19 protein-coding genes are annotated in these 21510 nt (G+C 24.6%); 14 read left to right on the top strand and 5 right to left on the bottom strand.

The genetic code is table 11. The annotated features are described in order from the left end of the window. Positions 1 to 11 precede the first annotated feature (11 nt). The 3 genes from BRSU_RS08265 to lysA are packed head-to-tail and all read left to right on the top strand — an operon-like array spanning position 12 to position 2543. Positions 12 to 296 (top strand): hypothetical protein, encoded by a 285-nt coding sequence (locus tag BRSU_RS08265; RefSeq protein WP_048594873.1) that lies wholly within the window; start codon positions 12 to 14, stop codon positions 294 to 296. 59 nt (positions 297 to 355) lie between these two features. Continuing rightward, on the top strand, positions 356 to 1264 hold the full coding sequence (locus BRSU_RS08260; protein WP_048594872.1) for a divergent polysaccharide deacetylase family protein: 909 nt from the start codon (positions 356 to 358) through the stop codon (positions 1262 to 1264). Positions 1265 to 1304: 40 nt separating this feature from the next. Further along, positions 1305 to 2543 (top strand): diaminopimelate decarboxylase, encoded by a 1239-nt coding sequence (lysA, locus tag BRSU_RS08255; RefSeq protein WP_048594871.1) that lies wholly within the window; start codon positions 1305 to 1307, stop codon positions 2541 to 2543. 135 nt (positions 2544 to 2678) lie between these two features. Here the strand turns inward: lysA and BRSU_RS08250 are convergent, their stop codons facing one another. Next, the gene (locus tag BRSU_RS08250) at positions 2679 to 3095 is read right to left on the bottom strand and encodes a metal-dependent transcriptional regulator (RefSeq protein WP_014487386.1); all 417 of its coding nucleotides are present in this window, start codon (positions 3093 to 3095) and stop codon (positions 2679 to 2681) included. A 211-nt stretch (positions 3096 to 3306) separates the two neighbouring features. On the opposite strand from BRSU_RS08250, the gene BRSU_RS08245 reads away from it, so the two are divergent. The 5 genes from BRSU_RS08245 (at position 3307) to BRSU_RS08225 (ending at position 7234) form a co-directional block, all read left to right on the top strand. After that, a complete protein-coding gene (locus BRSU_RS08245) occupies positions 3307 to 3993 on the top strand; it encodes a response regulator transcription factor (protein ID WP_014487387.1) in 687 nt (228 codons plus the stop codon). 12 nt (positions 3994 to 4005) lie between these two features. Then, positions 4006 to 5784, top strand: a complete 1779-nt coding sequence (locus BRSU_RS08240) for a sensor histidine kinase (protein ID WP_048594870.1) — start codon at positions 4006 to 4008, stop codon at positions 5782 to 5784. Between the two features lie 56 nt (positions 5785 to 5840). Then, positions 5841 to 6050 (top strand): heavy-metal-associated domain-containing protein, encoded by a 210-nt coding sequence (locus BRSU_RS08235; RefSeq protein ID WP_014487389.1) that lies wholly within the window; start codon positions 5841 to 5843, stop codon positions 6048 to 6050. Beyond that, positions 6050 to 6628, top strand: coding sequence for a Holliday junction branch migration protein RuvA (ruvA, locus tag BRSU_RS08230; protein ID WP_048594869.1), 579 nt, complete (start codon positions 6050 to 6052; stop codon positions 6626 to 6628). Before BRSU_RS08235 ends, ruvA begins: the two co-directional genes overlap by 1 nt. A gap of 99 nt (positions 6629 to 6727) precedes the next feature. Continuing rightward, positions 6728 to 7234: a GNAT family N-acetyltransferase gene (locus tag BRSU_RS08225; protein ID WP_048594868.1), complete on the top strand. Its 507-nt coding sequence runs from the start codon at positions 6728 to 6730 to the stop codon at positions 7232 to 7234. Between the two features lie 67 nt (positions 7235 to 7301). On the opposite strand, the gene BRSU_RS08220 is transcribed toward BRSU_RS08225, so the two are convergent. Next, positions 7302 to 8282 carry a Gfo/Idh/MocA family protein gene (locus BRSU_RS08220; protein ID WP_048594867.1) on the bottom strand — a complete coding sequence of 327 codons (981 nt, stop codon included), beginning with the start codon at positions 8280 to 8282 and terminating at the stop codon, positions 7302 to 7304. A gap of 123 nt (positions 8283 to 8405) precedes the next feature. On the opposite strand from BRSU_RS08220, the gene BRSU_RS08215 reads away from it, so the two are divergent. The 4 genes from BRSU_RS08215 (at position 8406) to murB (ending at position 13560) form a co-directional block, all read left to right on the top strand. Further along, positions 8406 to 9455, top strand: coding sequence for a segregation and condensation protein A (locus BRSU_RS08215; RefSeq protein ID WP_048595161.1), 1050 nt, complete (start codon positions 8406 to 8408; stop codon positions 9453 to 9455). A 19-nt stretch (positions 9456 to 9474) separates the two neighbouring features. After that, a complete protein-coding gene (locus BRSU_RS08210; RefSeq protein ID WP_048594866.1) occupies positions 9475 to 12069 on the top strand; it encodes a BspA family leucine-rich repeat surface protein in 2595 nt (864 codons plus the stop codon). A 17-nt stretch (positions 12070 to 12086) separates the two neighbouring features. Next, positions 12087 to 12590 carry a BspA family leucine-rich repeat surface protein gene (locus BRSU_RS08205; protein WP_048595160.1) on the top strand — a complete coding sequence of 168 codons (504 nt, stop codon included), beginning with the start codon at positions 12087 to 12089 and terminating at the stop codon, positions 12588 to 12590. 64 nt (positions 12591 to 12654) lie between these two features. Next, complete coding sequence (gene murB / locus BRSU_RS08200; protein WP_048594865.1) at positions 12655 to 13560, top strand: UDP-N-acetylmuramate dehydrogenase; 906 nt, start codon at positions 12655 to 12657, stop codon at positions 13558 to 13560. On the opposite strand, the gene BRSU_RS08195 is transcribed toward murB, so the two are convergent. Beyond that, entirely contained in the window at positions 13557 to 14246 is a 690-nt protein-coding gene (locus BRSU_RS08195) for a DUF6198 family protein (protein WP_048594864.1), read from the bottom strand. The genes murB and BRSU_RS08195 overlap by 4 nt on opposite strands. 487 nt (positions 14247 to 14733) lie before the next feature. On the opposite strand from BRSU_RS08195, the gene BRSU_RS08190 reads away from it, so the two are divergent. After that, positions 14734 to 15774 (top strand): BspA family leucine-rich repeat surface protein, encoded by a 1041-nt coding sequence (locus BRSU_RS08190; protein WP_053082762.1) that lies wholly within the window; start codon positions 14734 to 14736, stop codon positions 15772 to 15774. 672 nt (positions 15775 to 16446) lie between these two features. Further along, positions 16447 to 19065 carry a BspA family leucine-rich repeat surface protein gene (locus tag BRSU_RS08185; protein WP_048594863.1) on the top strand — a complete coding sequence of 873 codons (2619 nt, stop codon included), beginning with the start codon at positions 16447 to 16449 and terminating at the stop codon, positions 19063 to 19065. A gap of 542 nt (positions 19066 to 19607) precedes the next feature. Here the strand turns inward: BRSU_RS08185 and BRSU_RS08180 are convergent. Together BRSU_RS08180 and BRSU_RS08175 are read right to left on the bottom strand one after the other, a co-directional pair. Next, a complete protein-coding gene (locus BRSU_RS08180; protein ID WP_048594862.1) occupies positions 19608 to 20162 on the bottom strand; it encodes a hypothetical protein in 555 nt (184 codons plus the stop codon). A gap of 13 nt (positions 20163 to 20175) precedes the next feature. Next, a complete protein-coding gene (locus BRSU_RS08175) occupies positions 20176 to 21462 on the bottom strand; it encodes a PDDEXK-like family protein (protein ID WP_083997874.1) in 1287 nt (428 codons plus the stop codon). Between the last annotated feature and the right edge of the window lie 48 nt (positions 21463 to 21510).

The following is a 21510-nucleotide window of genomic DNA, read 5'->3' as shown; positions in this document are numbered from 1 at the left end:
AGGATTCCATTATGTTGCCAGATAATCCACCTTTTTATTATAAATGCAGAAATTGCGGATATTTTTTTACTACTGATAAAAAATTAAATGCTCCTTCCGAACTTTCTTTTGTATCTCTTGATTTTAATGAATCAGAAAAAGATGAAAATGGAAATGTAACATCAAAAATTTATTCAGATAAAAAAAAAGAATCTTTTATAGAAAAAATTTTTAATAAGCTGTCTCCTAGATGTCCTAAGTGTCCAAAATGTAAAGAGAATGCTGTTGTAAGTGTAGAATATATGGTACATAAATAATTGACTTTTATTACTATTTAAGATATCATTAATGCATTATTTTTTTACATTAATGTTTTATGAAAAATATATTTGTATTTGTACTTTCGATTATTATACTTTGCATATTTGCCTTTACTTTTATAAAGGTTAAAGAGAATTATAATATTAGTTTTGAATATGCTAATAATGTTTATAAACAATCAAATGCAAATTCTATTTTAAAAAAAAATATAACAGAGAAGCCTTCAAATGATATATTTCATTTAGCCGATATAAACTCACCGGATACAGCAAAGCCAATTTTAAATAAAATAAATGAACATAGTAATTGTATAAGCATTATAATAGATGACAGCGGAAATACTTTAGATAATTCTGAAAGATATTTTTCTTTAGCTAATGAATACAATATAACTTTTGCAGTGCTTCCAGATTCTTATCATAGTACAGATTTTTCTTATGCAGCATATAGTAATAATGTTAATATTATTTTGCATATACCTATGGAAGGCAGTGATTATTTTGGAGAGCAGACTTTAATAAGAAAGGGAATGAATGAAGATGAAGTGTTTAGATTACTAGATTATTCATTTTCAAAAGTACCTTATGCAAAAGGAATGAATAATCATACAGGTTCTGTAGCAAGCAGTGATGAGAGTATAGTATCTTATATGCTTGATTATGCTAGGAATAATGATAAATATTTTGTAGATTCTTATACCGTGTCTGATAGTTTAATATATGATATGGCTTTAGAATATGGTGTAAGAACTGCTAGGAGATCAGTATTTTTAGATAATGAAAGGGATTATTCTTCTATAATGAAGCAGTGGAGAGAGTTAATAAAATTATCAAAAGAATATGGAGTAGCGGTTGGAATAGGGCATTATCAAAGCGAAGAAACATTAAAAATTTTAGAGAATAATTTACCGCTTTTAGAAGATGAAGGAATTATATCTGTAAGCATAACAGAGATATTAAATTAAAAAATTAAATAATTAAATAATAATTAGGAGAAAATGAATAATGATTGCTTATAAAAATAATGTATTGATGTGTGAAAATATTGATATTAGAGAGATTGCTGAAGTTTACGGTACACCTTTTTATATTTATTCAAAGAATGATATTTTAACTAAAATAAGATTTTTAAAAGAAGTATTTTCACCTTTAAATGATGCTTTAATAGTTTATGCTGTTAAAGCAGAGAATAATTTATCTATATTGAAGATGATGGCTGAAGAGGGTATAGGTGCTGATGTTGTATCTATAGGAGAGACTTTAAAATATATAAAAGCAGGCGGAAAGGCTGAAAATATAGTATTTTCAGGAGTTGCAAAAACAGAAGAAGAGATAAGAAAATCAATAGAGCTTAATATAAAACGTTTTAATATAGAATCAATTCCTGAGGCTATAAGAATTAATAATATAGCTAAAGAACTTAAAAAGAAAGTAAAATGTTCAATAAGAGTTAATCCGAATGTTGATGCTCACACTCATGAAAAAATTACTACAGGGGTTACTGGAAATAAATTTGGTATCAGTATAAAAACTATAAAAGAGAATTCTGATTTATTAAAATCATTATCTAATATAGAAATAGAATCATTATCAATGCATATAGGCTCTCAAATGACAGATGCTGAACCTTTCTATAAAGCTATTTTAGTGATGAAGGATTTAATTGCTGAAATTAAGAGTATTGGATTTAATATTACTGATATTGATATAGGCGGAGGATACGGGGTAAGATATAACAGAGATCATTCTGGATTTGATTTTGATAAATTTAAAGCTGAAAGTATTAATCTATTAAAAGAAATTAATTTAAGAGTTACTACAGAGCCCGGAAGATATTTTGTGGCAGAATCTGGTGCTTTAATAATGAAAGTTGAATATATCAAAGAAGAGCTTGGAAGAAAATATGTTATATTAAACGGCGGTATGAATGATTATATAAGAGTAGCTATGTATGATGCTTATAATGAAATATATCCTTTAGTTAAAAAAGATAATGTTTCTAATTATGATTTTGTAGGTCCTATATGTGAAAGTTCAGACTTCTTTGCATATAACAGAGAATGCAGTGTATTAGAGCAGGGTGATTATGTGGCTTTACTCGATGTTGGAGCTTATGGATCTAGTATGTCAAGCAATTATAATTCAAGACTTCTTCTACCTCAGGTTATGATTGATGATAATAAACATTATATCATAAGAAAAAGACAGACTTTCGATGATATGATAAAAGATGAGATCTTATAATTGATTATAAAAACATTAAACTATAAAGACTAAATTGTATATTTTATCAATTTAGTCTTTTTTATTTTTTAAGCGGAATATAAATTTCTTTTAAATTAGATTATAAGATACTGGTTTTTATTATAAACTGCTGATTTAATTGTCTTTATTAAAAATATTTTCTTTTTTGCAGTATCCGCAAAGAAACTCTTTGAATTTATGTACAGTGTCTTTGCTCATAGCATGTTCTATTAGGCATGCTTCTTCATCAGCTATTTTTTCATCCACATTTAATACTTTTGTAAGGAAATAATAGAATATAGCATGTCTTTCAGCAATATCTTTTCCTATAGCTCTTCCGCTTTCAGTAAGCTCTATATCGCCGTAATGCTCATGTTTTATATGTCCTAATTTTGACAATGTTTTAATCGCTGTATTAACACTGGCTTTAGAGCGTCCTACTAGATCTGCTATATCTGTTATTCTAATAGCTTCCTTAAAATTTTTCTCTACCTCAAGATTGTAGATAGTTTCTAAATAATTTTCTAATATAGGTGTTATTTCTTGTTTCATATAAATGATTTTAATATAAAAATATTATAAGTCAATATTTAAATGTCTATTTTTTTACATAATGTAAAATATAGAAGTTATTATATTTAATAATAAATTAGTTATTTTAGTCTTAATAAAATATTTTGACAAAATGTATTTTTTTATTATATTTATGATATAAAAAGTATTTAATTTGACAATAAAATAATTTTAATTTTGGTAGTATTTTATGAATAAAGAACTTATTTACTCAGTAGAAGATGATGATAATATTAGGGATCTTATCAAATATACCGTTGAAGAGGCAGGATATACTATAGAATGTTTCTCAAATGGTAATGATATGCTTGAGGCATTAAAAAAACAAACTCCTAATTTGGTATTGCTTGATATAATGCTTCCAGACATAGAAGGTACAGAAATATTAAAAATTATTAGAACAGATTATGCCCATCTTCCTATTAAAGTAATAATGCTTACAGCTAAAACCAGTGAAATAAACATTGTTACAGGTCTTAATTTAGGTGCAGATGATTATATGCCTAAACCTTTTTCTGTACTAGAGCTTCTTGCTAGAATCAAAGCAAATTTAAGAAAAAAAGATGTAAGATTGGATGCAGAAGAACTTACTTTTGGAGAAATAAAACTTATTGTTAAAAAGAGAAATGTATTCGTAGGAGAAAGGCAGGTTGTTTTAACTCAGAAAGAATTCGATTTGCTTAAGCTCTTAATGGAAAATGCTAATAATGTAGTTGATAGAGAAACTATGCTTGAAGAGGTATGGGGTGTTGACCATACTATGGAAACAAGAACTATTGATATGCATATAAAATCAATAAGACAAAAACTTGATTTAACTAAAGAAAACATTATAACCGTTAGAGGTATGGGATATAAATTAACAGATGTACAATAATTTTAATAAAAGATGATTAAGAACATATTTTATAAATCATTACTCATTTTGATATTATCAAGTGCTTTAATGTTTATAGGAATACTGTTTACTGTGCAGTATAATAATATTGTATACAGTCAGGTTATGATAGTAAATATTATCGAGATGCTTGAAAAAGAGATTGACTTATATGATGTTCAGACAGAAGATGCTTTTAGAAAATTTGTACTTCAGTCAGATAAAGAAGAATTAAGAATCAGCATAATATCTACAAATGGGGTTGTAATAGCTGATACTATGACTGATACTTCCAAAAATCCTATGGGAAATCATACGAATAGAAGCGATGTTATAGCAGCATTACATAGTATAGAAAATAAGCCGGCTTTTTCTATAAATACTTCTATTAGTCAAAAAACTCCTTATATGTATGTATCTAAAAAAATTAAAGCTGATGACAAAAGAGATTATATACTTAGGGTTTCAATTCCTATAGAATCAGTTAATAAATATTTAATAAGCTTCTTATTTACAGCTGTTATGGTTATAGGTGTGGTTGTTATAGTTATGGCTTTGGTTCTTCCTTTGATGAGCCGTAATATTATGATTCCTTTCTATATGATAAAAGAAACACTTGATAATATTTACAATAATAAATCAACGATACCTAAGAATTTAACGGGATATAATGATATTAACACTATACTTTATGATATAAATGAATTGGCCGTAAGTTTGAATGAAAATATCACAGGCTATCAAACTGAAAGAGAAAAGCTCAATTATGTACTTGAGAATATAGCACAGGGTATTATTGCTGTTAATAAAAATAAAGAAATATTTTTCATTAATCAATATGCCTTAGATTTGCTTGAAATTTCTGACAGTAATATAAGAAAACTTAATGAAATCATAAAAGATGATGATGTTATAGAAAAAATAGATAATGCCATAGAGTTTAGCAGATTTTCAAAATTTGATGTTAAAGAACATACTATGGATATAGAAATAAGTATTGTTCCTATAAGAAATAATGAGAATATATCGGCATTAATAAAATTTGAAGATGTTACAGATATAAGAAAGGTCGAGATAGAAAAGCAGGATTTCTTTATAAATGCTTCTCATGAATTAAAAACTCCTCTTACTTCTATAATAGGATATTCCGAGCTTCTTATTGCTACAGGAGGCGGAAAGAATCAGGCGGATTTTATAAAAAGAATTAATAATGAGGCTTTGAGAATGAAAGACCTTGTTATTGATATGCTTACATTGAGCAGAATAGAGGCTAATTGGAAGGAAACTGTTGATGAAGAAATAGATATTAAAGATATTGTTCTTGATGTATTTGAAAGCAATAGAATAAAAGCTGAGCAAAGAAATATTGATGTGCAATTAGATATAGAATCTGCTGTTATAATGGCTAATAAAGAAAAAATTACTGAAGTTGTTAATAATTTGGTTGATAATGCTATAAAATATACTGATGATGACGGTAAAGTAAAGATATATTTAAAAAAGAATGCTGATAAAGCTATATTTTCTGTGAAAGATACAGGCTGCGGAATAGCTCCTCAGTATTTGAATAGAGTTTTTGAAAGGTTTTTTAGAGTTAAAAACAATAAATATTTGAAAGTTCATGGTACAGGTCTTGGACTTACAATAGTAAAAAATATATGTAATTATTACAATGCTGACATACATATTAAAAGTGAAGAGAATGTAGGCACTGAAATGACTGTTGTATTTAATTTGTATAAAAAAGAAGAAGAATCTAAAAATATTGAAAAAATAGAAAAAAATAATTGAAAAATACCCTTATGTAGTATATAATTGTTAGATAATTATAACAAAGGAGATATAAAATGAAAAATGTTACTATAAAAATAAAAGGTATGGGCTGTCAAAATTGTGTTAAAGCAGTTACAGAAGAGTTAAGTGCTTTAGACGGTGTAAGCAAAGTTAATGTAAGTTTAGAAAATGCTTGTGCTGAAGTAGAATATGATGAGTCTAAAGTAAGCACTGATAAAATGCTTGACACTATAAAAGAATTAGAATACGAGCCTAGTTTATAATGTTTGCTTTTATAGAAGGTAAAGTTCAAATAATATCAGAAGGTGTCATTGCTCTTCTTTGTAATGGTGTCGGCTATGAGGTTATAGTATCAAAAAAATTAGATGTGAAAAATGATGATAATATAAGGCTTTATACCAAACTTATACACAGAGAAGATGCTATGATACTTTATGGTTTTTTAACTAGAGAAGAAAAAAATATGTTCACTACTCTTATGTCTGCTTCAGGAGTAGGTCCTAAATTGGCTATGGAAGTTCTTTCTACTTATTCCATAAATGATTTGATGCATATACTTTTTAATAAGGATATAAATTTACTTAAAAAAGTATCAGGTATGGGAGTAAAAAAGGCCGAAAAACTTTTATTTGAGTTAAGGGACAAGATAGAAAAGATAGATATTAATATTTCACCATCTGTTATTAGTAATGATAATGAAAGCGATGTTATAAAAGCTTTGATATCATTAGGTTTTTCAAATAATGAAGCTGTTAAGGCTTTGTCTGCAATAGAAAATAAAGATAATATGACTACAGAAGATTTGATAAGTAATGCTTTAAGAAATCTTAGCACTTTATAATTTTTTATAAAAAATAAAAATAAATAATTGAAAATAACTTATTATAGATATATAATTTATTTAATAGTAATGATTATTATTAAAAAGAGGTATAATTAAATGGATATAACTATAAAAAAAGCAGGATTAGAAGATGTTTTTGATATAAGCAAACTTCATGCCATATGCTGGAAAGATGCTTATAAAAATATTATACCTGAATCATATCTTAAAAGAATATATTTAGATGATTGGTGCGAAGAATTTGAAGACGGTATTAATAATAAAACTAGAGAGGCACATTTAGCCTATATTGACGGAAAACCTATAGCTGTTATATCTCATGGAAAAAGCAGATGCAATATGGAAGGATACGGCGAGATAATATCATTATATGTTCATCCTATATATCAGGGTTCCGGAATAGGTAAGTTATTATTAGAGCAGGCTGTAAAATATATGAAAGAGTCTGGTTATACTAATATATGTCTTTGCGTTTTTGAGAAAAATGAAGAAGCTAAAAAGTTTTATGAGAAAAACGGATTTAAAGATTCCGGTACAAAAAATACTTTGAAGATAGATGATGAAGATATAGCAGAAAGCGTATATATTTATGATATTAATTAAAAAATATGTATAAATAAAAAGCCGTTAATATATAAATATTAGCGGCTTTTTTATATGCTAAATAAAATTATTTTTCAAAAGGATATTTTATTTTCCAGCTTCTTCTCAAAGTATCCATTATATTCATTACTCTCAAAATATCTTCATGAGGCATTTCTTCGCATTCTAATTTACCGTTATTAATAGCATTGATACATGAAATTATTTGATATTCATAACCGCTTATTTGTTTAGGTACTTTTATTGTTTTTACAACCTTTCTGTCCAATGAATAAACTGTTATGCTTTCAGGATTATTTATATTTTTTACAACCATATAACCTTTGTCGCCATTTATAACGCCTTCTCTGTTAGTTAATGCTGACATTGTAGAGTTTAATATAGCCATTTTATTATCTTCAAAAGTTAATGTAATAGAGTTCTGCTCATCTACACCTTTGCTAGTTTTTACGCATGAAGAATCTATTTTTTTTATTTTATTACCGAATACCATTAAAGCGAAATTTATAGTATAAACACCAACATCAAGTAAAGCTCCTCCAGCAAGTTCCGGTTCTATCAATCTAGGTACTTTATTTATAACATAACCTAAATTAGCAGTTAATGATGTAACTTTTCCTATTATACCGCTTTTTATAGTATCATTGATTATTTGTCTGCTAGGCATGTATCTAGTCCAAATAGCTTCAGCAAGTAAAAGTTTTTTCTTTTTAGCAAGTATTAAAACTTCTCTAGCTTGTTTAACATTAACAGTAAAAGCCTTTTCACATATAACATGCTTATTATTTTCCAAACATAATTTTATATGTTCATAGTGATGTGAATGAGGAGTGGCTATATATACCAAATCAACATTTTCATCTTTTAGCATTTCTTCATAAGAGCTGTAAAATTTTTTGAATCCGTATTTTTTAGCGAAAGCCTTACTCCTTTTTATATCTCTTGCACTTACTGCATAAGATTGTGCTTCTTTAATTTTTGAAATAGTTTGCGCCATTTTTTCTGCAATATGTCCAGCACCTATAAACCCTATATTTATTTTTTTCATTATATTACCCCCTATAAATATTTTATTATGTAAATAATATTAGAATTTAATTTATTGTCAATATTATTAATGGAAAATTATATACTTGAATTTTTATATTTTTATAATATATTATATCCCATTATGGAAGAAAATATAAACGAAACACAGCAAGAAAATAATAATACAATAAATGCAGACGCTTCAGCCAAAGAAGAAACAGAAAACAGTAAGCCGGATTATAAAGAGTTTACAGTTTCATTATCCAGTATAGATTATGAAGGACCATTGTCTATACTTTTTGATATGCTTAAAAGAAGTGAGAAAAGTATATATGAAGTGTCTATACTTGAAATTATAGACCAGTTTGTAGAATATTTGAAGGCTCAGGCTGCTTTAAATTTGGATTCAACTGGAGACTTTTTGGTTGTTGCTTCAGAGTTCCACCTTTATAAATCCAAAATGCTTCTTCCTCATGATATGGACGATGATAAATTTACAGATAAGCTTAAATTTGAAATAGTTGAACAGATGCTTGAATTTCAAAGATATAAAATGGTTTCTGAAGAACTTGATAAACTTCAGGATACATCAGACACTATATTTGAAAGAAAAGATACTGAAAGGGTAAAATTCTTCAAAACTGTAAGTACAGATGATAATGAGGTAGCTTGGAAGGATATTACGCTTTATGATTTGGTTTATGCATTCACTAAGGTGCAGTTTGTTCCGGAAACAGATTTGGCGGTTCTTTCGGGAATGTCTAATTTCCATATAGATAATGCCATTGATATGATAAGAATCAAATTATCTGAAACAGCCTTCTTTCCTTTTATTACTTTATTTAAAGACGGAGTTACTAAAAGACAGCTTGTTACATTCTTTTTGGCCATGCTTGAACTTGTTAAAGAGAAAGAAATTCTTCTTAAACAAGAGATGAAGTTTAGAGAGATTTATGTATTTAAAAGAGATGAAAAGTTTATGCCTAAAGCAGAAGAAGATAAATCAGATGATTATGAAGAGTCAGCAGAAGAAAGTAATAATAATTCAGAAGAAGCTCCTAATAATGAAGAGGCTATAGAAGAAAGTAACGAAAATACTGAAAATAATTCTTCAGAAGAAAATAATCAAAATAATAGCAATAATGAAAATTCTGAAAATATTTCTAATAATTCAGATAATCAGAATCAATAATACTTTTAATATTTAAACTATGTGTAAATATAAACCCAAAGATAAAGAAGAATTAAAAAAATTAGTAGAAGATAATAATATATATTTAGGCGATATTGATACCTCATTAATAACTGATATGTCAAATTTATTTTCAAAAACTAAGAGAAAAGATTATTCAGGTATAGAAAATTGGAATACAGAGAATGTTATTAATATGGAATCTATGTTTAATATATTTCATAATAATACTTTTAATCAATGTGTCAATAATTGGAATGTTTCTAAAGTTGAAAATATGAAAAAAATGTTTTCAGGCTGCAGTAAATTTAATCAGCCTTTAGACAAATGGGATATTTCAAAAGTAAATGATATGGGGGGAATGTTTTTAGCTTGTAAGGAATTTAATCAGGATATTAATAGTTGGAATGTATCTAATGTTACAGATATGAGTAATATGTTTTGTTTATGTGAAAAGTTTAATAAGCCTTTGGATAAATGGAATGTTTCTAAAGTTGAAAATATGAAAAAAATGTTTTCAGGCTGCAGTAAATTTAATCAGCCTTTAGACAAATGGGATATTTCAAAAGTAAATGATATGGGGGGAATGTTTTTAGCTTGTAAGGAATTTAATCAGAATATTAACAGCTGGAATGTATCTAATGTTAGAAATATGAAAGAGATGTTTTTTAATTGTTATAATTTTAATCAGCCTTTAGATAAATGGAATGTTTCTAATGTTGAAAATATGACAGTTATGTTTGCTGGTGCTTATAATTTTAATAAATCTTTAAATGATTGGGATATTTCAAATGTAAAATATATGCTTTCTATGTTTAATGGAGCAGGAAGTTTTAATAAGCCTTTAAATAAATGGAATACTGCAAAATTAGAAAATATGTATAGTATGTTTTATAATGCTATAATGTTTAATCAGGATTTATCAAATTGGAATTTGGATAATGTATCAGATTTAGCTTTTGCATTTGAAGAAACTCCATTAAAAAAGAATAATAAAATTCCTATACAATTTATAATTGCTGAATATGTAACAGCAAAGAATAAATCATCAAAGATTGAACAGTTTGAAATAATAAAAAATAATGTAAAAGAAGCATATAAAAGTATTATTAATTATAATAATAAAATATATACTGATTTTAGAATAATGCTTGAAAATGAATTTTATAGAGAATTATCAGAATTAAAAACGAATAATAATGAAGTATTAAATTTTATCAGTATAGAAGATATAGAGAATTCTATAAATTATGATAAAAAGAATAATCAAAAATTAAATTTTATTGATGATATAATAAAAGAAAAAGAAATAAAAGTTTTAACTAAAGATAAATCAAAAATTATAGGCATAAAAATAATAAAGTATATTTATTTAGAGTATTTTAATTTAAAAAAATATATTTATAAAATACAAACACTTGATAATATAATTAATTTTCTTGATGAAGAAAGTTTTAAAAATTGTATAAGAGAAATATATATTAATTCTCAAAAAGATGTTTCTGTTTTAGTTTGCGGTGTATATGCTGATGATAATATGTTAATTGAAATGTACAATAGAGAAAATAGTTCATTATTATTTATGAAGATTTTAGCATTGCATACAGACAGTAAATTCGCTTTAAGTTTATTATATAATGTTTTTGCTAGGAATAAAAAGGCTTCTATTAAAAAAGAGGCTATTAGTTTATTAAATTTTATTGCTGAAAAAATGAATTTAGAGTTATATGAATTAGGTTTTAAAGTAGTATATGATTTTGGATTAGATAAAAGAGGAGAGAAAATTATAGAAGTAAATGATAATAAATATAAAATCTCTCTTAAAAATAATAATGCAGTAGAATTGTTTGATATTAACAATAAAAAAGAATTAAAATCAATACCTAAATACTTTCCTGAAAATATAAAAGAAGAAATAAAGCATATTAGAAAAGAGATTCCTAATATATTGAAAAGTCAGAATTATAATTTAATAAAAATTTTAATAAGCGGTAAGAAATATAATTATAAATTTTGGAAAGAAATTTTTATTGATAATCCTATAATGAATAAATATGCATATAGTTTAATTTGGAATTTATATGATGAAAATATGAATTTAAAAACTTCTTTTAGATATTTAGGCGACGGCAGTTATACTGACTATGATGATAATAATGTTGTTATGGATGAAAATTGTTATATTAATTTATCTAGTGTATTTGACTTAACTAAAGAAGATATTGCAAAATGGAAAATGCATTTAAATGATTATGAGATATTTCAGCCTATAAATCAGTTTCCGATTATTAATATATATACTTCAGATTTTAACAAAGTAATAGAAAAGCTGAAAAACATAGAAATAGTTTATTCAAGTTTGAAAGCATTTGCAAGCAGATATTCTATGAATGTTATTTATAAATTTTCAGAGAGTATATTTTATTTTGAAGATTTTAAAAAAGATCAATTTATTATTAAAATAGAGTTTCAAGAATATGTTAATAATGGAGATATTGTAAAAATTAATATATCATTTATTAATAGTGAAAATAAAACAGTTGAAAATAGATTCATATATTATTGGCTTGTTTTGATGATAACAGATTTAAAAAAAGAAAAACTTTTTTATTAAATATTAGGATTTTAATTGTGTATACGCCAAAGAATAAAATAGAATTAAGAAGTTTAATAGAAAACAATAATATTTATTTAGGAGATATAGACACTTCATTAATAACCGATATGTCTATGCTTTTTGATAAGCCTAATTTTGCATGTTTTGAAGGCTCTTATAGTGAATATGAGAGTTATAATGTTAGGATAGATTTTTCTGGTATAGATAAATGGGATACTTCCAATGTTGTTAATATGAGGTCTATGTTTCATAATATAAAAAATTTCAATATAAATATAAATGATTGGGATGTTTCTAAAGTTATTGATATGGCTTATATGTTTTGCGGAGCCGAGAATTTTAATAAGCCTTTGAATAAATGGAATGTATCTAATGTAAAATCTATGACTTGTATGTTTAAAAATGCTTGCAGTTTTAATCAGGATTTGAATGCTTGGAATATAAATAAAGAGGCTGATATTAAGGATATGTTTTTTAATACGAAAATTGATTCAAAACCTGTTTGGTATATTTTATAAAAATTATTTTTGACAGTTTTATTAATATATTATTTAGAATAAAATTATATTAGAGGTTATTTTAATGGTTAAATCTTTTAATGGTGTTTTAAGTAAAGAGAATGTTTCTTTAAAAAAATTTAATACTTTCAGGGTTAATGCTAAGGCTTTAGAATTTTATATGCCTGAAACTATTAATGGTTTTATAGATTTGATTAAATATCTTAATGATAATAATAAAAGATATATGATTTTAGGAGGCGGAAGCAATATATTATTTTTGGATAAGGTTATAGAATTTCCAATTATTTATATGGGCTTTTTCTCACGCATAGAGCATACATCTCATAATATTTTAGCATATTCAGGGGCAAAAGTTTCGGATGTTGTTAAATATGCTTATAAAAATGCCTTTACAGGTTTAGAGTTTTTATCAGGACTTCCTGGTACTATAGGAGGGGCTGCTTATATGAATGCCAGATGCTATGAACATTCCGTATCTGAGTTTATAGATAAAGTTGGTATAATAGATGATAATATTGAATATATGCATATAAATGTTGAAGATTGTGAGTACGCTTATAAAAGAAGCATTTTTCAGTATAAGAAATATATAATTGTAGATGTGAGATTTAAACTAAATAAGGGTTCAAAAAAATTAATTAAGCCTGAAATGAAAAAGTTTTATAAAGATAGAAAGAATAAAAATCAATTTAAATATCCTTCTGCCGGAAGTACTTTTTTAAATGATTATGAAACTAATATGATAGCAGGTAAGGTTATAGATTCAATTAATATGAGAAATGTTAGGGTAGGAGGTGCTATGGTTTCACCTTATCATGCAAATTTTATAATCAATTATAACAATGCTACAGGAAGAGATATTTTAAATCTTATGAGAAAAGTAAGAGAGGAAGTTTATAATCAAAAAGGCATTACTTTAAATGCTGAAGTTAGAATCATTTCCAATGATGAAAATGAAAAATTTTAAAGTTTATGCATTATTTTATTTATGCAATAGTTTTTTATATATGGTATAAATTCTATTCTTTTATCTAGAAGTTTTCCTATAAAGGATATAGATTTACCCATTGTAAAAGCGGCAAGTACAGTACCTATTCCAAGTCCTTTTATATGTCCTAAAAATATAAATGTAAGTATTGCTGTTGTTAAAAGGCAGGTTACATCGAATGTTATTTTTATTTTGGCATAAGGTACTTTTATTATATTGGATAATTCTCTTGGGAATAAATCTGTTGGTATTATGGGAAGTCCGCATCTATTTGATAGAGCTATTCCGAATGCTAATATAAAATAACTTATTATGAAATATATTATCCTGCTTGTTATTGTTAATGGTAAATGATTTATCCAAGCAGCATGTATATCTACAAATTTACCGAAACAAAACCCTACAACAAAACTAAATAAATACTCTCCGACAAATTTTTTCCTTAATATCATAAGTACTAATACGAGTAGAGTTTGAAAAATATAAGTAAAAGTTCCAAGAGATATATTCTTTATAACCTCAGAAAAAGCATAAGGCACGCTTGATATAGCAGATATTCCTGAACCTGAATAAAGCATTAATACAACTCCGAAACTATTTATAATTACGACTAAAATTAATGCTAATTCTCCGCTTATTATAATATGCTTATTTTCTGATGTCATTTTGTAACCTTAATATGATTTTTTAAATTTTATTGCAAATATTATATAGCTAATTATATATTAATCAAGAAATTTTTTATGAGTTATATTTTTTATTTATTTATAATTCCCGCCATTTATTTTTCATAGTTTTATTTTGAAATTATAATATTATTATATTTATTGCCTTATCATAAATTTCAGCACCCGCCCAAGATTTTTTTAAATTTAAGACTTTACTATACGCACGGTAAGTGAAATTTTAAATATAGTAAATATTAGAATTCAAATTCATATATATTTTATAGTTTTATTCTCCGTGCGGTGAAGTAATTATATAGTTAAATAAAATTTGGGTGGGTTTTCTAATTTCAGTATTGTTTTTAAAGAAATTATAAAGTAAAAATAACAGGTAAAATTGTAAATATAGAAGGGTGGGATTTGTTAATAAAATTGCAAAATATATAAAAGAATATAGAATAATAAAAAATAATAAGGAAACATAACGATGATATATAAACCTCAAACTAAAGAAGAATTAAGAAATCTAATACAAGATGAAAATATTTACTTGGGTGATATTGATACAAGTTTAATAACAGACATGAGCGAATTGTTTCAAAACAGTAAGAGAGTAAATTTTGAAGGACTTGAAACTTGGAATACTTCTAATGTTGTTAATATGAGCAGTATGTTTGAATTGGCAGAAAATTTTAATTATAATATTAATAGCTGGGACGTTTCTAAAGTTGAAAATATGTCAAAGATGTTTAACTATGCTGTTATATTTAATCAGCCTCTTAATGACTGGAATATCTCTAATGTTAAAAATATCAGCTTTATGTTTTATAATTGCTTTAGGTTTGATCAGCCTTTGTATAAATGGGATACTTCAAATATTGAAACTTTACATGTTACATTTTTTGGCTGTAAGAATTTTAATCAGAATATAGAAAATTGGAATGTTAGCAATGTAAAAGATATGCGTTATACTTTTTATGAATGTTCTAATTTTAATCAGCCTTTAAATAATTGGGATACTTCAAATGTTACCGATATGTCCGGTATGTTTTCAAAAGCTAATAAATTTAATCAGCCGCTTGATAAATGGAATACTTCAAAAGTTATAAATATGGAAGTTATGTTTTATTATGCTTTGAGTTTCAATCAGAATATAAATTCTTGGAATGTAAGCGAAGTTAAGTATATGAATGATATGTTTTTTGCAGCAGAAAGTTTTAATCAGTCAATAGAAAATTGGGATATTAATAAATATTGTGATATTAAAGATATTTTTTCAAGTTCTTATAATAATATGAAATCAATATTGAAAATTTATTTTATTGCTAAAGGTAATTATAAAAAACAATTGCTTTCTATGCTTGAAAACTGCGATATAAAAGAAGTGTATAAAGAAGTTTTGAAATATAATAAATTAAAAGATTTTATAAAGAAATTAGAAAATATTTATTATGAAGAATTAAAAGAACTTATTGAAAATAAAAAAAATATTTTAAATGAATATAAACAAAAATCAAAAATAAAATGATTTAGTTTAGTATTAAATATGTTATATATACTGAAAATTTTTAAGTTTGTCAACTGATACACTTTATATAAATGTTATCTACTTTTTTGACGCACACGCTCTGCGGACTTCGTTAAAGAACCTATATCCTCGACAAGCTCGGATACGCTTTGCGAAAACGCAAGTGCTAGAACTTTATATTAAAACATGCCTATTAAATATATGGTATAACCTATAAAAATGCAGTTCTTTCACGAAACGAAGTGTAGTGGTCAGAGCCTTGGTTCTTTTATACCAATACTTACAGTACTTCCTTCGGTTGTAAAAGAACTGGGGTTCGGGGCAAAGCCCTGCAGATATTTAAAATTAAAAAAATTATTTCTGACAAAGTATATTTGTTTAGGTATATACTGAAAATTTTTAAGTTTGTCAATTTTTTATTGTTCTTTTTACAGACGTATACACTTCGCGGTGGGCAAGCCACAATTATAAAAATAAAAAAATTATATTAACTTTTTTTCCGCGACTTCGTCAAAGTTGCAAAAAGACAAATATTATAATTGAAATACCATACAATAATTAAACTTTGTCATTGTATTAAAAATTTTATACAAAATTTATTTATTATATAGTTTTTTAAATTGAAAAATATATATAAGAATATAGAATAATAAAAAAGAATAAGGAAACATAATAATGAAATATTATCCTCAAACAAAAGAAGAATTAAGAATTTTAATACAAGATGAAAATATTTACTTAGGTGATATAGATACTAGTTTAATAACGGATATGAAATATTTATTTTCATTAATAAAAAGAGAAGATTTTTCTGGTATAGATAAATGGAATGTAAGTAATGTTATAGATTTTAGTTATATGTTCAGGGAGTGTGTAAATTTTAATGAAGATATTTCTAAATGGAATCTATCTAACGCTGAAAATATAAAAGGAATGTTTAAATATTGTAAAAAATTTAATCAAAATTTAAATTCTTGGAATGTATCTAAAGTAAAAGAAATGGTTTACACATTTGCTCATTGTTCAAATTTCAATCAGCCTTTAGATAATTGGGATACTTCCAATGTAATAAGTGCTACTGGTATGTTTATGAATTGTAGAAATTTCAATCAAAATATTAATAATTGGAATGTTTCAAAATTAGAATATGCCAATAACATGTTTGAAGAATGCTGGAATTTCAATCAGTCTTTAGATAAATGGAATACTTCTAGTTTAATAAGTACTGCTAGTATGTTTAAGCATTGTATAAACTTTAATCAAAATATTAATAATTGGGATGTTTCTAAATTAGAATATGCACATAGTATGTTTGAAGATTGTTATAGTTTTAATCAGCCTTTAGATAATTGGGATACTTCTAATTTGAAATATATATCAAATATGTTTAAATTTTGCTATGAATTTAATCAGCCGTTAAATACTTGGAATACATCTAAAATTATAGAAATGGATTATGTTTTTGATAAAGCTAAAAAGTTTAATCAGCCTTTGGATAAATGGGACACTTCTAATGTAGTATCTATGCAATGTTTATTTTATGATGCAGAAAGTTTTAATCAGAGTTTGAGTACTTGGAAAGTCGATAAAGTAGAAAATATGATTGGAATGTTATTTAGAAGCGGTTTTCAGCATTATGATTCTTTGGGGGATTGGAATATTGAATCTCTTGAGTATTTAGGCGATTGGTCTGATGTTATTTCTAAAAATATAGATAAATTAAGTTTGAAATGGATTTTATATTTATATGCTTTTGATAATGAGAATAAAATTATAATTAACAAAATAGAGGAGAATATAAAAGAGATTCATAAAATAGCTTCAGAAATAAAAAATAAAAAAGTTCAATTTGCTAAAAGAAAATTAGAAAATATTTATTATGATGATTTGAAAGAAGTTGTTGATTATGAAATATTTGACAGTATTGAAAAATATGAAGAAACTATTAAATTAAATAAAAAAGATGAGAAGAAAGTTTCTTATATAGAAAATTGTAATGTGTTAATAAAAGATAAATCAAGAATAGTTGATATAAAAGTTATAAAATATATATACTTAAAATATTTAGAGTTAAAAAGAGATATTTATTATTTGCTTGAAATTGATTCTATAATTGGTTTACTTGACAGAGAAAGTTTTTTGACTTTTGCTAAAAATATTTATATAGAAACATATAAAGAAGCTGCTGCTGTTGTTTATGGTTTGTATGGCGGCGATGAAGCTTTAAGAGAAATATACAAGAAAGAGAAAGACTCTAATTTCTTTTTGATAATTTTATCATCAGTAAAAACGACAGAATACAGTATTAAGTTATTATATGATATTTATTCAAAAACTAAAAAATCAGAATTGAGAGAAAATGCTTTTAATTTAATAAATAAGATATCAAAGGAAATAGGACTTGATATTGATGATTTAGAATTAAAGTTTAGTTCAAATTTGGGATTCGATTCAAGAGGAGAAAAAATTATTAATGATAATTATAAATTAATTTTGAATGCAGATTATTCTGTAAATATATTTGATATAAAAAATAATAAGGAGTTAAAAGCAGTACCTAGAGATTTTACAGAAACTGAAAAAGAAGAAATTAAATATATCAAAAAAGAAATACCAAAAGTAATAAAGAAACTTTCTATAAATTTAACAAAATTATTGATGTATGAAAAGAAATATAATTATAGTTTTTTCAAAGAAGTATTTATTGATAATTCTATAATGAATAAATTTGCTTCTTCACTTATTTGGAATTTGTATGATAAAGATAATTTGTTTTTAACTACATTTAGATATGCAGGTGACGGAAGTTATACAAATTGCGATGATGAAGAAGTAAATATTGATGATGACAGCTTTATAAGTTTGGCAAGTCCTATAGAAATGAATAATGAAACTATTACAAAATGGAGAAAACAATTAGAAGATTACGAACTTACTCAAACAATAAATCAATTAAGTATAATAAAATTAGATAAAAATAATTTGGAAAATGAAATAAAAAAATTACAAAACATTGAAATATCTTATGGTACTTTTAAGGCTTTCGGTACTAGGTATTCAATGAATCCTAGTTATTTAGATTATGGTGTAGTTGAAACTTATAATTTAAAACTAGAAAATGGAGATAGTCTTGAAATCACTATAAATGCTAATAATGATATTGATTACAAAGATAAAGTAAAAATAAATATTAATTTTTTTAATGATAATCAAAAATTGCAGGATAGATTTATTTATACATTACTTATTTTGATGATTTGGGATTTTAGGCTTACTGATATGTTTTCTTAATTATTAATATAAAAAATTATTTTGAAGTCCCGCCCTTTATCCTTTATAGTTTTTTCTGTAATTGTGGTGTTATTATATTTATAGCTTTATTAGAAATTTTAGCACCCTCCCAAGATTTTTTTAAATTTAAGACTTTACTATACGCACGGTAAGTAAAATTTCAAATATAGTAAAAATTAGAATTCATAATTAATATATATTTATAATTTCATTCTGCGTGCGGTGAATAGATTATAAAGTTAAATAAAATTTTGGGTGGGTTCTATAATTGCAGTATTAGTTTTAAAGAAGTATAAAATATAAAATAACAAATAAAAGTTTTAAATATATAGGGCGGGCAAATGTAAATAGATTAAAAATAACAAATTATACTAAGCTTTTTAATTTTAATATTTGCAAGGCTTTGTCTTAGTATTATTTAATACAATATTTAACTTACGCTTTCAAAAGCATAATAAAATATAAGATTATTTTATAAACTCAAATACAGTGCCATAAAGTTAGAAAAAGCGATAAAAAATATATTAAATTAATTATAATAACTATTTAATTTTCTTTACTACATTAAATATAGTAAGCATTCTATTTGCTGTTTCTTCTGCATCATTTTGAGCAACAGGTCCCCATATATTATGATCGTCATTTCCATCAAGGAAAGAGAATTCTTCATCTAAATATATTATACTTTTTAATTTATTTATTAGTTTTGTATTTTTAGAGTAAATACAAATATATATATATTCTTCTCCTTGACCAATCTTTATACAAATACTAAAGTCATTTACATCACAATATATTATATCAGATTCTGTCTTGTTATAAATCTCATCTAATAAAGTATTTTTTTCTTTTTTTAAATTAAAATGTTCATTTTTAGATTTTATCAATTCATATTTAGATTTTATCAATTTATCAACATATTCAGAAAAATTAATATGATTCTGTACATTTTTTTGTACTAATTCCCGTCTTTTTTCAATAAGAACTTCTTTTGTATTTTCTAATATATCAATAAAATTATCTATATCTTCTATAGATGATATTTGTTTATAATTTTTATTGTTTTCTAATATTTGCTTCAATAATTTATCATTCATATTTAATACCTAATTATTTTATATTTTTTAATGCATCATATAATTCTTTCATTTTAGAAGCTGTATCTTCAGCACTTTTATTATTTATATCTATATCATACCATATACCTTCATTATCATTTATATTAAGCCATTTTATTTTATAGTTTTTTATTTTTTCTATTATATTTCCTAATTCTCTTTTTTTAATTCCTCCTGTATCAAATCCTACACTTATATGATTATATTTAAGTACTAAAATAATATACAAACCTTCTATTTGATCAGATCCTTTATATATTGTGTGAGAGAAATTTTTATTAAATAAATTATCTTTTATAGTATCAGAATCTTCTATTTCAAATTTATATTTTTTATCTTCTCTCAAAATATCAGATACTTTTTTAATATAATCTATATAATCTTGCATATTATCAGTTTTTTGGTGTCTTAATATTTCTATTGTACTTTCAATCAAATCAATATATTCCTGTGCTTCTTCAGGAGTACTAATATTATTATATGCATCATTGCTTTGTAATAATTCTTTTAATTTATCTTGCATAAAAGTATCCTCTTCGCTGCTTGAACTTAAATATTCCTCTTCTTCTATAATTTGAACTATTGCAGATTTCAAATTATCATATTCTTTCATATGTATAAAATTACAATTTTCATCTTCATAAATAATATATTTAAGCCAATCAGCAATATTTCTATGTGATATATTAATAAATTTATTTTTTAATTTTATTCTTTCTTTTGTTGGTAAACTATTTTCTGAAGGTAAATAACCGCCTCTAGTTAAATATATAATATAAATATTATTATGACTTATTTCATCTTTTACATACTTGATATAATTTAATAGCTGATTATCTCCATTATCTCCGCTGTTAATTTTATTTTCAATAATAACAGAAAAATTTCTATTATGAATATACAAATCTATAGATTTTTGAGTTCCTTTTGGACTATACTCTTTTTCTATTTCAAATGTTTCATTACTATCATTTATAATATCTTCTTTAAAAATATATTGTAAAAAAGAGTTTATAAAATTGAATCGTACATTTTCATTATTAATATTTATTTTCAGTAATTCATATAATATTGTAGAATTTTTACGTTCTAATTCTTCTATATCAATTAGTTTAAATATATTAATTCTTGGTGGTTTACTTAATTTATATTCTTTTAAAGAATTAATAAGACTTTCATAATTTTCTAATAAAAGATTTAAAATGGTTTCTTTATTATTAATTAATTCTCTATTTTTATCAAATAAAAAATTTATTATATCTAAATGCATTTTTTTCATATAAGTATTATAAATACAAATAAATTTTATATCAAATAAAAAAGGCGA

The organism is Brachyspira suanatina (assembly GCF_001049755.1).
GTDB classification, from domain to species: Bacteria; Spirochaetota; Brachyspiria; order Brachyspirales; family Brachyspiraceae; genus Brachyspira; species Brachyspira suanatina.
The sequence above is the reverse complement of the archived record's forward strand: the minus strand, read 5'-3'. Positions and strand labels throughout refer to the sequence as shown.